This is a genomic window from Yokenella regensburgei ATCC 49455, assembly GCF_000735455.1.
Taxonomy (GTDB): Bacteria; Pseudomonadota; Gammaproteobacteria; order Enterobacterales; family Enterobacteriaceae; genus Yokenella; species Yokenella regensburgei.
Genome location: NZ_JMPS01000020.1, coordinates 209,870 through 222,577 on the forward strand (window position 1 = coordinate 209,870; position 12,708 = coordinate 222,577).

The following is a 12,708-nucleotide window of genomic DNA, read 5'->3' on the forward strand; positions in this document are numbered from 1 at the left end:
TGGATTATGACTGGCGAACAGAGAGAAAATTTCCGGGATAACTCTGAATTTTGTAAACATAATTGAACGGTGGTTAAAACATCGCCGTCACAACATCACCTGCGTCGTATTCAGGAGCGGCTTTTGGCACATTCATCGACCACCAAAACGGTACTGACCGCAGCCCACTGGGGGCCTATGCTGGTTGAAACCGATGGCAACACCGTTTTTTCCTCCCGCGGGGCTCTCCCCGGCACCTTCAACAATTCGCTGCAAAGCGCAGTGCGTGACCAGGTACACAGCAAGACCCGTATTCGTTATCCGATGGTGCGAAAAGGATTTCTGGCGTCACCAGACAGTCCGCAGGGTGTGCGTGGACAGGATGAGTTTGTGCGGGTGAGCTGGGATAAAGCACTGGATCTCATCCATGCCCAGCATGTGCGTATCCGCCAGAATTTCGGCCCGGCGTCGATTTTCGCCGGCTCCTATGGCTGGCGCTCCAACGGTGTGCTGCATAAAGCCGCGACGTTACTCCAGCGCTATATGAGCCTGGCGGGCGGCTATACCGGCCATCTGGGGGATTACTCCACGGGAGCGGCGCAAGCCATCATGCCGCACGTGGTGGGCGGCAATGAGGTGTATCAACAGCAGACCAGCTGGCCTCTGATACTGGAGCACAGCGACGTGGTGGTGCTGTGGAGCGCCAACCCGCTCAATACGCTAAAAATTGCGTGGAATGCCTCCGATGAACAGGGGATCCCGTGGTTCGATAAGCTGCGTCAGAGCGGCAAACGAATTATTTGTATCGACCCCATGCGCTCGGAAACGGCTGAGTTCTTCGCCGAGGCGGGGGAGTGGATTGCGCCGCACATGGGCACCGACGTGGCGTTGATGCTCGGCATCGCCCACACGCTGCAGGAGCAGGGCTGGCACGACAGCGAGTTTCTCGCCCGCTGTACCACCGGCTATGAGGTTTTTGCCGAGTATCTGACCGGCCGCCAGGACGGTACAGCGAAAACCGCCGAGTGGGCGGCGGAAATTTGTGGCGTCAGTGCAGATAAAATTCGCGAACTGGCACAACTTTTCTATGAAAATACCACCATGCTGATGGCGGGCTGGGGGATGCAGCGCCAGCAGTTTGGCGAGCAAAAACACTGGATGCTGGTCACCCTCGCCGCCATGCTCGGGCAAATTGGCACCCCGGGCGGCGGGTTTGGCCTCTCCTATCATTTTGCCAACGGCGGCAACCCGACGCGTCGTGCGGCGGTGCTCGCCTCCATGCAGGGCGTGGTACCGGGTGGTAGCGATGCGGTGGATAAATTCCCGGTTGCCCGCATTGTTGAGGCACTGGAAAACCCGGGAGGCGCGTATCAGCACAATGGTATGGACCGTCACTTCCCGGATATCCGCTTCCTGTGGTGGGCAGGCGGCGCCAACTTCACTCATCATCAGGATACAAACCGTCTGATCCGCGCCTGGCAGAAACCGGAGCTGGTCGTTATCTCAGAGTGTTTCTGGACGGCGGCGGCCCGTCATGCGGATATCGTGCTGCCCGCGACGACCTCGTTTGAACGTAACGATCTGACCATGACCGGCGACTACAGCAACCAGCATCTGGTGCCGATGCGACAGGTGGTCGCACCGCAGGATGAAGCGCGGGATGATTTTACGGTCTTCGCTGATCTTTGCGAACGCTGGGAGCGCGGCGGGCGAGAACGCTTCACCGAGGGGAAAAGTGAGCTGCAGTGGCTGGAGACGTTTTACAGCATTGCCGCCCAACGGGGAGCCAGCCAGCAGGTGGCGCTGCCGCCTTTCGCTGATTTCTGGCAGGCAAATCAGCTTATCGAGATGCCAGAAAGTGAACAGAACGCCCGTTTTGTCCGCTTTGAAGCCTTCCGGGATGATCCTCAGGCGAACCCGCTGAAGACGCCGAGCGGTAAAATCGAAATTCACTCGGCGCGGATTGCCGGGTTCGGTTATGCCGACTGCCCGGGGCACCCGACGTGGCTGGAACCGGATGAATGGCACGGTAATGCCGGGCAAGGGCAGCTACAGCTGCTTTCCGCTCACCCGGCGCACCGTCTGCACAGCCAGCTCAACAGTACGTCGCTTCGTCGCCGCTATGCCGTAGCCGATCGCGAGCCGCTCACTCTGCATCCGCTGGATGCGCAGGCGCGGGGCATCAATGATGGCGATCTGGTACGGGTGTGGAACACACGAGGGCAGGTGCTGGCGGGGGCGGTGGTGTCGGAGAATATTCGCCCGGGAGTGATTTGCCTGCACGAAGGGGCATGGCCGGATCTGGAGCCTGCGGCCGGGGGGATCTGTAAAAATGGTGCGGTGAACGTGCTGACCAAAGATCTTCCCAGCTCACGCCTGGGCAATGGCTGCGCGGGAAATACCGCGCTGGCGTGGCTGGAGAAGTACACGGGACCGGTGCTGGCGCTGACGGCGTTTAATCCTCCTGCCAACGCATGATCCATGTCGGGTGGCGGGTCTCTTCCTGCCACGCGCTGTCTTCAATGCGAAACCCCAGCGCGTGGTAAAAATTCACCGCCCGGGTGTTCTTCTGGTATACCTCAAGGCTCAGGGAAGAAAAACGCTGCTTAACATGGTTGAGCAGCGCGCCGCCAATGCCGCAGCGCTCGAAGGCGGGGGCAACGAACAGCGCGCCGACGTAGCGGCCGTCCATTACGCTGACAAACCCTTTCACCGCGCCTTCTTCCTCCCAGACCCAGGTTCTGGCGCCGGGCAGATAGACATCACGTACCAGCGGTTCGCTCTCCTGCCAGTAACTGACATCAATAAACGGGTGAGCGTAGATGGTGCTCTCCATCCACAGCGTCAGCAGCGGGGCGGTATCTTCGTTATGGCGCCATTCGCGGATCATTGCTGCCTCCTGGGTGACAGATGCAGCCGGTGACGTGGTCGTTTACCAGACCGCAGGCTTGCATAAAGGAGTAGCAGATGGTCGTGCCCACAAATTTAAAGCCGCGTTTTTTCAGTGCCTTAGAAAGCGCATCGGAAGCCGGGGTTGAGGTGGGGATTTCCGCAAGCGTGGCGGCAGCGGTGACGATGGGTTTGTCATCAACAAACGACCAGACGAATTCGACAAAAGGCTCACCGTTTTGCTCCATGGCGAGAAACGCGCGAGCATTGCCAATGATCGCCTGAATCTTGCCGCGATGGCGGATAATACCGGCATCCAGCACCAGCCGTTCAACGTCTTCGTCGGTCATGGCGGCGACTTTCCGTGGATCAAAATGATGGAACGCCTGGCGATAGTTTTCCCGCTTTTTGAGCACGGTAATCCAGGAGAGCCCCGCCTGCTGCCCTTCGAGGCAAATCATCTCGAACAGGTGTTGCGCATTACGCTGTGCGACCCCCCATTCCGTGTCGTGATAGGCAATGTAAAGAGGATCCTGACTTACCCAACCGCATCGTTGCATAGCTTCTTCCCTTTTCGTTGCGCCAGCGCAAAAAATTTCATTCAGCCTGGCTTGACGTGTATGCCAAAGAGTCAATAGTTAATACAGGGACTCTTGCCGTCCCGTTAAATAACAATACTGCCGGTTTCGGCTCTTTCCTGGAGTCGTTTTCATGATGATAATAAAAAGCTGTGGCCGCTGGGGCATTATTGCTCCGGTGAGCACATCAGTCTTGATGTGTCTGACTACCTCTGTGCATGCCTGGCAACAGGAATATATCTTTATCGACCCGCAAAGTAATACGTCTGAACGTTATACATGGGATAGCGATCACCAACCACGTTATGAAGATATTCTGGCCGAACGGATAAATTCGACCCAGGTCACGTCGGGCTACACCACGAATGCGCAGGATAGTGGCCCTTTAGATCCGGCTCATACGATGAGCGTTGGCTGGAATTTTCCGCTTGCCAGCGGGACGACAACCGGACCGGTCGCCAGCTGGCACTATGACGGTTCTCGTTCTGAGATCTGGAATGCGTACGAGAGTGGTGAGAGTCCCAACGATCCGCTCTGGCACGCCAGCGTCAGCAAGGTTGGATGGCGCGTGGATACCGATGCGCTGTGGGGCGTGCGCTCCTGGGCGCAGGTGAGTTACAACCAACAGTATGGGGATAATCAGTGGAAGTCGCAGCCGGGGTTCTATCGAGGTGCGCCTGCGCCCGCTGGCGAGCAGAACGGCAACTGGATGGACGTGACCGTGGGAGCCGACATGCTGGTAAACCCGCATCTGGCGGCGTATGCCTCACTGTCGCAGGCGGATAACGCGGCGACCGGTACCAACAATTACCTCTACATCCTTGGGGTGAGCGCCGCATTTTGACAATGTCATTCATTCCGTGAGGAGTGCAGTTCATTCCGTCGTGGGTGCATTTCATGCCCTTTTCCCCCTGGCATGAAATGCACTTCGTTATGGTAGCGCCAATGAATATATAAAGGCGCATCCGCTATGAACCCTTCAAATAAAAATGCTGTCCGCTGGCTTACCCTCGTCGGCACCATCATTACCCAGTTCGCCCTCGGTTCCGTCTACACCTGGAGCCTGTTCAATGGCCCTCTTTCTGAAAAACTTAACGAACCGGTAAGCCAGGTCGCTTTTTCCTTTGGCCTGCTGAGCCTTGGTCTGGCAATCTCCTCCTCCATTGCCGGCAAACTGCAGGAGCGTTTCGGCGTGAAGCGCGTCACGATGGCCTCCGGCATTCTGCTTGGTGTAGGCTTTTTCCTGACCGCCCATTCTAACAACCTGATGATGCTGTGGCTGAGCGCCGGTGTGCTGGTCGGTCTTGCTGATGGCGCGGGTTATTTGCTGACGCTTTCCAACTGCGTGAAGTGGTTCCCGGAGCGTAAAGGGCTTATCTCCGCTTTCTCCATCGGTTCTTACGGTCTGGGCAGCCTGGGCTTCAAGTTTATCGACAGCCATCTGCTGACCAGCGTCGGCCTGGAAAAAACCTTCATGATCTGGGGCGCTATCGTGCTGGTGATGATTGTTTTCGGGGCGACTCTGATGACCGATGCGCCGAATCAGCCGGTGAAAACCAGCAGCGGTGTAACTGAAACCGACTTTACTCTTGCTGAGTCCATGCGTAAGCCGCAGTACTGGATGCTGGCGGTGATGTTCCTGACCGCATGCATGAGCGGCCTGTACGTTATCGGTGTAGCGAAAGACATCGCGCAGGGCATGGTGCACCTTGACGTGCTGACGGCAGCCAACGCCGTTACCGTTATCTCTATCGCGAACCTGGGTGGCCGCCTGGTGCTGGGCATCCTGTCGGATAAAATCTCCCGCATCCGCGTCATCACCATTGGGCAGGTTATCTCCCTCGTCGGTATGGCGGCCCTGCTGTTCGCCCCGCTGAATGCGCTGACCTTCTTCGCCGCCATTGCCTGTGTAGCGTTCAACTTCGGCGGTACTATCACCGTCTTCCCGTCTCTGGTGAGTGAGTTCTTCGGTCTGAATAACCTGGCGAAAAACTACGGCGTGATTTACTTAGGCTTCGGTATCGGCAGCATCTGCGGCTCGCTTATCGCATCGCTGTTCGGTGGCTTCTTCGTGACCTTCTGCGTCATCTTCGCCCTGCTGATAGTCTCTCTGGCGCTGTCGACCACTATCCGTCAGCCAAAAAGCGAAGTGTTCCATCCGGCGCATGCCTGAGTATTCATCCCTCGAATTAAAGCCGGCTTTGCCGGCTTTTTTTGTTTGATAACGGCCCGCTGAAATTTAGTTTTATCCTTTTTAAGACTTGTCTTTTTGTAAAAACACTCACCAATCACACTTCTTGCTGCCACTTTTTCTAACCCCTGTGGTCTACTTACCGCGATGTTGGACGTTTCGGGTAACGAACTACGACGCATCACTTTCGACATGTATGTCGGTTTTTTTATTTCCCTTTTCCAGGGTTGCTTGCATGAATTACATAAAGTCCCTTACTCAGCAGCGTCTGTGCCTGCTGTTGTCCGTCTATATAGGCCTGTTTCTGAACGGCGCGGTGCTGTTCCGTCGACTGGAAGGCTATTTCGAACAATTCACGGCAAGAAATGGAATTTTTGCGGTCATCGAAGTGTTTGGCTCGGTCCTTGTGACCTTCTTTCTGTTGCGCCTGCTGTCGCTGCTTGGTCGTCGCCCGTGGCAGGTTCTGACGTCGCTGGTGGTGGTGATTTCGGCCGCAGCAAGCTACTACATGACCTTCATGAACGTGGTGATTGGCTACGGCATCGTGGCTTCGGTGATGACCACGGATATCGATCTGTCTAAAGAGGTGGTGAGCCGGGGGCTTATCATCTGGACGGTGGCGACAAGCCTGCCGCCGCTGTTTTTCATCTGGAGTAACCGCTGCCGCTATACCTTGCTGCGCCAGCTGCGCACCCGCGGGCAGCGTCTGCGTAATGTCACCATCGTGGTGATGGCCGGTTTACTGGTCTGGGCACCGATTCGTCTGATGGAACAGCGGATGAAGCAGGTCGAGAAGATGTCGGGTGTGGATATGCCAAGCTACGGCGGGGTCGTGGCGAACTCCTATCTGCCGTCTAACTGGCTCTCGGCGTTAGGCCTGTACGCCTGGGCGCAGGCGGATGAATCGACAGATAATCGCTCGCTGATTAACCCGGCGACAAAATTCACTTACAACGCCCCTGCAGGTGGTCTTGATGATACCTACGTCGTGTTCATCATTGGTGAAACCACCCGCTGGGACCACATGGGCATTCTTGGTTATAACCGCAACACCACACCAAAACTTGCCCAGGAGAAGAACCTGGTGGCCTGGCGCGGTGAGTCGTGCGACACCGCGACCAAACTTTCTTTGCGCTGCATGTTCGTACGTGAGGGTGGGGCAGATGAAAACCCACAGCGTACCCTTAAAGAGCAGAACGTATTTGCGGTACTGAAACAGCTGGGCTTTAGTACTGACCTCTTCGCGATGCAGAGTGAGGTCTGGTTCTACAGCAACACCATGGCCGACAACATCGCCTACCGCGAGCAGATTGGCGCCGAGCCGCGCAACCGTGGAAAAAGCGTGGATGACATGCTGTTGCTGAATGAAATGTCGCTGTCGTTGAAGGATCACCCTCAGGGTAAGCACATGATCATTTTGCATACCAAAGGGTCGCATTATAACTATTATCAGCGCTATACACGCGACTATGCCAGGTGGCAGCCGGAATGTGCCGGTATCAACGAGAAGTGCAGCAAGAAGGAGCTGATCAACGCTTATGATAATTCGGTATTGTACGTTGATACCTTTATCAGCCGCGTGTTCGACCAGCTGCGCGATAAGAAAGCCATCGTCTTCTACGCCGCCGACCACGGTGAGTCTATTAATGAGAAGGAGCACCTGCATGGTACGCCGCGCAAGCTTGCACCACCGGAGCAGTTCCGTGTGCCGATGCTGGTGTGGATGTCAGACAAATATCTGGAAAGCCCGGACCATGCCCGCGCCTTCGCGCAGCTAAAAAAACAGGCGGACATGAAGATACCGCGTCGCCACGTTGAGCTGTATGACACCATGATGGGATGCCTTGGCTACACCTCGCCAGACGGTGGAATTAACCAGAATAACAACTGGTGCCACATACCTGATGCAGCGAAAAGTGACGTAAAGGCACGTTGATGGTGACTTTCTCAGCGATCGAATGCCTTTTTAGCATTAAGGGATTGACGGGGTAACAACGCAGCAGTAAGATGCGCCCCGCATTCGGTGATTGGCGCAGCCTGGTAGCGCACTTCGTTCGGGACGAAGGGGTCGGAGGTTCGAATCCTCTATCACCGACCAAATTCGAAAAGCCTGCTCAATGAGCAGGCTTTTTTGCATGCGTCGAAAACGGTATCTTACAAGTCAAACGTGTTTAGGTAATGTTCCTATAAGTATATGGAAACCCGTGCTATCCCGGTGTCGGAAGCTTGACAGGTGATAGGTTTGCTGTGAATATAGCCAGTGCTCTAAATTATGAGACGGTATTGCATAGCTTTATCGCCCGGAATAAATTCCAAATGGGATGTTCTCTTAAGAACTGTTAATTTATGTCAAAAATCAGCATTCTTATCAATTCATTCGCGACATTAATAGTTCGTGGAACAACGTTGGGTGTTCGGGTTCTGGCTTTTATTCTACTAGCCAAAATTGCGGATCAAAGTATATTCGGGATGCTGGCTTTTTTAATGGCATGTACCGAAATATTTCGTGTTATTGCTGATATGGGTCTTGATAATTATACCATTAAATGTATAAGTCAAACCCAGGATGAGAAAGAAATAGACAAAATCTTGTCTAAATCAATGACACAAAAGTTGCTATCTGCAGTTCTAATATTCCTTCTCTATTTTTCTATATTCAAATACAGTAACCCAGAGTGGCCAGCCATTTATATCTCACTGTTTGGTTTGATGGCAGTGAGTCCTATGTTCCTGAATTTCTCAGTTAACTTCTATCTGGCGCAGCAAAAGCTGGATAAAATCATTGTCACTATCATCGGTGTGACGGTGGTTATTCTTGCTGCATTCATGGTTTTCTGGAGTCAAAAGGCCGTACTTCCGGCTCTCAGCTGTGTAGTAATAGGTGAGTTCTTTACCGCAGCGATATTGGGATATAAAGTATTCAAAAAACACAATGTGCTGTGGGTAAGTTTAAAGAGAGTTGTCAATAACTTACACAGACACTATGCGATCGGCATCGCAATGCTGGTTGCTATTCTGTACTCTCGCCTTGATATCGTATTTATCAAGTATTTTTTCCAGGATATCAGCCTGGCACAATATGGTTTTGCACAGAGAATTACGGAACCAGCGCTGTTCATTGTGGGGGCTTTTTCAGCAAACTCATATAGCTTGCTGTCTCGCTACTATATGGAAGGAATGCAATTCTTTGCCATCAGAATTAAAAAGGTGATTGCACTGTTTTTCTGCCTGGGAGTGCTGATTGTCGCTCTGACAATAGCGGTCTCATGGTTTGTGGTTAATCATTTTTACCAGGACTATCTCCCCGTATTACCTGTGATTTATTTATTGTGTATAGCTATTATTTTTAAATCAGTGAATTTATCACTTACATCTGCAGTGTTGGCAATGGGCGATTTCAAAGTCATGACGTGGGTCAGCTTTGTTAACCTAACACTGTCAGTTATATTCATTTATCTGTTCTTACATTTGTTTGGCATCTACGGCGCTGCACTAGGTGTAATAGCGGTAGAATCAATTAATAGTTGCATGCAGGCTGCATGGGTGTTTAAACGTACAAGGTTAGAGAAGAATGTCGCTTAAGACGTTGCTAATAAAGTCCTTTATGTATGCGTCAACGTCTCTGGCGTTGGTCATGAAACCGATATATCAGGTGGCGACAAAAAGAAGACTGTCCTCACAGCAAAAAAATATCTGTGTTATTCGCCTTGATAAGACAGTTGGTGACACAGTGATGAACAGCGCTTTTCTTCAGTCATTACGCATGCAAAACCCGGATGCCAGGATTACGCTGGTTGTCCACAGAAATAGCTACGCGCTGGTCGAAAAGTCAACGATTGTTGATGAGATTAAAATCTATAATCCGGGCAATTCACTCAAATACAGTTTGATCAACCGACTGTATAAAACCCTATCATTCGTCATCAAAGAATTTAGTTACATTCCCGACATTACAATAGTACCGCGGTATGATGAAGACCATAACGCCGCATTTATCTCCTTGTTTACGCTCGCACCCCAGCGTGTAGCCTGGACTGAGAAAACCACAGAGCGAAAATCTTTGCTCAATTACAGCTTTGACCGCCTGTCTACTACTCTGGTCAGAAGTAACGTGCTGCGTCATGAGGTGGAGCGTGGCGTTGAGTTACTCAACGCAGCGTTCAACACTCAGTTAACCGAACGCCATGATCTTGATATCTGGTTAACAGACGAAGAAGTGTTGGCAGCGACTCTAAAGTATCAGTTGAGTAGAGAAGGGAATTATATTTGCCTGGGGCTTTCTTCCGGGCACTCCGTTCTCAAGCAATGGCCGTTAGAATATTTTGCAGAATTAGCGAAGAAACTTTATGCCGAGGACAACAGACGGATCTTCGTACTGTTAGGGGCAAAGGGAGATGTGGTTCAGGGAAACCAGTTCATTGAAATGTGTGGCCCCGAGCTGCCTGTTGTCAATCTAATTGCCAAAACGACGCTTCGTGAGACCGGAGCCATTCTAAAATTATGCTCGCTGTATGTGGGTAACGACTCCGGCAACATTCATCTTGCCTCTGCAGCGAAAATACCGGTGATTGGACTCTATGGCTCGAGCTGCGCACATCGTTTTTCTCCCTGGGGAAAGTTAAGCCACTGTATTGCTAACGAGAAAGAGTGCGGCCCATGCGCTCAAGGACACATTATCGACAGATGTAGTACCTGCATTTACGATAAACCGCTGTGCATGTATGAGATTACTGCTGATCAGGTTTGCGAAGAGATCAAAAACCTGTCGAAGTGATGCGTATTTTTTCGTTGTTATCATCCTTCCTCCCTTTTCCATGGGAGAGAGAAGACTGGGGTAAGGACACAGGTTCTTGCCCCAAATCACGTAAAACCCCGCTCAACACGATTTATAACCTCCAGTTAACCATTTTGTGACATTATCCATTGCAATTTTATATATTTGCATTGCTCTTTTTTCGCGTTGCTTATGGATATGTTCAGCATTTTCCGCTGTGCGTTTTAACGTTCATGGCATGAACCGCTCAGATAATCACCATTTCGCAAGAATTTTTTTTCATTTTGCATAATTGTTAATCACTGAATGTTGCAAAGTATGAAGTGCGTTATGCTGCCGATGACGGCGTAGCATAAATTTCCCTGCTGAAAATAGCCCCCTGAACTTTTTTTAATCTTTGTTTGCCGATTCTCACCCTCGATGCAAATCCCGGTTGCCTGTATTGACGTTTTCACATTCTGTTGACAGATTGTAGGGCATGAGGGGCACTTTATGGACAATCTGCACTGCAACTCAGTCGCCCTTGTGAAAGGAATCCCCATCTCTCATTACGCCTTCGGGCACTACCGACCAGACCGGGTAAAAAACAAATAAAGGCTGGCGGAATATATACACAACAAACAACATCACATTGTGGAGCACAATAATGAGTATTTCCTTGAAAAAGTCAGGGATGCTGAAGCTCGGACTGAGCCTGGTGGCTCTGACCGTAGCGGCAAGCGTGCAGGCAAAAACCCTGGTGTATTGTTCAGAAGGCTCGCCGGAAGGCTTTAACCCGCAGTTATTTACCTCTGGTACTACGTACGATGCCAGCTCCGTGCCTATTTATAACCGCCTGGTAGAATTTAAAACGGGCACCACGGAAGTTATTCCTGGCCTCGCTGAAAAGTGGGAAGTCAGCGAAGATGGTAAAACCTATACTTTCCATCTGCGTCAGGGTGTGAAGTGGCAGGATAATAAAGATTTTAAACCGACTCGTGATTTAACGGCTGACGATGTGGTGTTCTCTTTCGATCGTCAGAAGAACGATAAAAACCCGTACCACAAAGTGTCTGGCGGCAGCTATGAATACTTCGAAGGTATGGGTCTGCCGGACCTGATTAGCGAAGTGAAGAAAGTGGACGATAACACCGTCCAGTTCGTCCTGACGCGTCCGGAAGCACCGTTCCTTGCCGACCTGGCAATGGACTTTGCCTCTATTCTGTCAAAAGAATATGCAGACAACATGCTGAAAGCCGGCACCCCGGAGAAAGTCGACCTGAACCCTATCGGCACCGGTCCGTTCCAGCTGATGCAGTACCAGAAAGACTCCCGCATTCTGTATAAAGCCTTCCCGGGCTTCTGGGGCACCAAGCCGCAGATCGACCGTCTGGTCTTCTCTATTACGCCTGACGCCTCTGTGCGTTACGCCAAACTGCAGAAGAACGAGTGCCAGGTGATGCCGTACCCGAACCCGGCAGATATCGCACGCATGAAGCAGGACAAATCCATCAACCTGATGGAGCAGCCGGGCCTCAACGTGGGTTACCTCTCTTTCAACACCGAGAAGAAGCCGCTGGATAACGTGAAGGTTCGCCAGGCGCTGACCTATGCGGTCAATAAAGAAGCGATCATCAAAGCGGTTTACCAGGGCGCAGGCCAGGCCGCGAAGAACCTGATCCCGCCAACCATGTGGGGTTACAACGATGACGTTAAGGACTACACCTACGATCCTGAAAAAGCCAAACAACTGCTGAAAGAAGCGGGGATGGAAAAAGGCTTCTCTATCGATCTGTGGGCGATGCCGGTACAGCGCCCGTACAACCCGAACGCTCGCCGTATGGCTGAGATGATTCAGGCTGACTGGGCGAAAGTGGGCGTACAGGCCAAGATCGTTACCTACGAGTGGGGCGAGTACCTGAAGCGTGCGAAAGCCGGTGAACACCAGACCGTGATGATGGGCTGGACCGGTGATAACGGGGATCCGGATAACTTCTTCGCTACCCTGTTCAGCTGTGCTGCGGCGAAAGATGGTTCCAACTACTCTCGCTGGTGCTACAAGCCGTTTGAAGACCTGATTCAGCCGGCGCGTGCGACTGACGATCACAACAAGCGTATTGAACTGTACAAACAGGCTCAGGTCGTGATGCATGATCAGGCTCCGGCGCTGATCGTGGCTCACTCCACCGTTTACGAGCCAGTACGTAAAGAAGTCAAAGGCTATGTGGTTGATCCGTTGGGCAAACACCACTTCGAAAACGTGTCTGTCGAATAAATAAAAAAGCGTGATGCTTTATCCCCTCTCCCCCATCAGGGGG

General features: G+C 52.1%; 9 protein-coding genes and 1 tRNA gene. 8 read left to right on the forward strand and 2 right to left on the reverse strand.

Translation table 11 applies throughout. The annotated features are described in order from the left end of the window. Positions 1-123 precede the first annotated feature (123 nt). Positions 124-2,457: a molybdopterin guanine dinucleotide-containing S/N-oxide reductase gene (locus tag GYRE_RS05670; protein WP_038253708.1), complete on the forward strand. Its 2,334-nt coding sequence runs from the start codon at positions 124-126 to the stop codon at positions 2,455-2,457. On the opposite strand, the gene GYRE_RS05675 is transcribed toward GYRE_RS05670, so the two are convergent. Together GYRE_RS05675 and tag are read right to left on the reverse strand one after the other, a co-directional pair. Beyond that, positions 2,435-2,869 (reverse strand): N-acetyltransferase, encoded by a 435-nt coding sequence (locus GYRE_RS05675; protein ID WP_006817698.1) that lies wholly within the window; start codon positions 2,867-2,869, stop codon positions 2,435-2,437. The two genes, GYRE_RS05670 and GYRE_RS05675, sit on opposite strands and share 23 nt — an antisense overlap. Then, the gene (tag, locus tag GYRE_RS05680) at positions 2,847-3,428 is read right to left on the reverse strand and encodes a DNA-3-methyladenine glycosylase I (RefSeq protein WP_006817697.1); all 582 of its coding nucleotides are present in this window, start codon (positions 3,426-3,428) and stop codon (positions 2,847-2,849) included. Before tag ends, GYRE_RS05675 begins: the two co-directional genes overlap by 23 nt. A gap of 154 nt (positions 3,429-3,582) precedes the next feature. Between tag and GYRE_RS05685 the strand changes: the two genes are divergently transcribed. The 7 genes from GYRE_RS05685 to dppA all read left to right on the forward strand — a co-directional run bounded on the left by GYRE_RS05685 (position 3,583) and on the right by dppA (position 12,665). Next, positions 3,583-4,290 (forward strand): hypothetical protein, encoded by a 708-nt coding sequence (locus tag GYRE_RS05685; protein ID WP_038253831.1) that lies wholly within the window; start codon positions 3,583-3,585, stop codon positions 4,288-4,290. A gap of 126 nt (positions 4,291-4,416) precedes the next feature. Further along, on the forward strand, positions 4,417-5,619 hold the full coding sequence (locus GYRE_RS05690; RefSeq protein ID WP_038253710.1) for an L-lactate MFS transporter: 1,203 nt from the start codon (positions 4,417-4,419) through the stop codon (positions 5,617-5,619). A 253-nt stretch (positions 5,620-5,872) separates the two neighbouring features. Continuing rightward, positions 5,873-7,573, forward strand: a complete 1,701-nt coding sequence (gene eptB / locus GYRE_RS05695) for a kdo(2)-lipid A phosphoethanolamine 7''-transferase (RefSeq protein ID WP_038253713.1) — start codon at positions 5,873-5,875, stop codon at positions 7,571-7,573. 85 nt (positions 7,574-7,658) lie between these two features. Further along, a tRNA-Pro gene (locus GYRE_RS05700) sits at positions 7,659-7,735 on the forward strand. Between the two features lie 248 nt (positions 7,736-7,983). Further along, entirely contained in the window at positions 7,984-9,219 is a 1,236-nt protein-coding gene (locus tag GYRE_RS05705; protein WP_006817691.1) for an oligosaccharide flippase family protein, read from the forward strand. Positions 9,220-9,271: 52 nt separating this feature from the next. Then, entirely contained in the window at positions 9,272-10,411 is a 1,140-nt protein-coding gene (locus tag GYRE_RS05710; RefSeq protein ID WP_157248430.1) for a glycosyltransferase family 9 protein, read from the forward strand. 646 nt (positions 10,412-11,057) lie between these two features. Next, positions 11,058-12,665, forward strand: coding sequence for a dipeptide ABC transporter periplasmic-binding protein DppA (dppA, locus tag GYRE_RS05715; RefSeq protein WP_006817687.1), 1,608 nt, complete (start codon positions 11,058-11,060; stop codon positions 12,663-12,665). Positions 12,666-12,708 lie beyond the last annotated feature (43 nt).

Coding starts and splice junctions, on each gene's coding strand:
- GYRE_RS05675 (WP_006817698.1), bottom strand. CDS start 2,869: ATGATCCGCGAATGGCGCCATAACGAAGATACCGCCCCGCTGCTGACG.
- tag (WP_006817697.1), bottom strand. CDS start 3,428: ATGCAACGATGCGGTTGGGTAAGTCAGGATCCTCTTTACATTGCCTAT.
- GYRE_RS05685 (WP_038253831.1), top strand. CDS start 3,583: ATGATAATAAAAAGCTGTGGCCGCTGGGGCATTATTGCTCCGGTGAGC.
- GYRE_RS05690 (WP_038253710.1), top strand. CDS start 4,417: ATGAACCCTTCAAATAAAAATGCTGTCCGCTGGCTTACCCTCGTCGGC.
- eptB (WP_038253713.1), top strand. CDS start 5,873: ATGAATTACATAAAGTCCCTTACTCAGCAGCGTCTGTGCCTGCTGTTG.
- GYRE_RS05705 (WP_006817691.1), top strand. CDS start 7,984: ATGTCAAAAATCAGCATTCTTATCAATTCATTCGCGACATTAATAGTT.
- GYRE_RS05710 (WP_157248430.1), top strand. CDS start 9,272: ATGAAACCGATATATCAGGTGGCGACAAAAAGAAGACTGTCCTCACAG.
- dppA (WP_006817687.1), top strand. CDS start 11,058: ATGAGTATTTCCTTGAAAAAGTCAGGGATGCTGAAGCTCGGACTGAGC.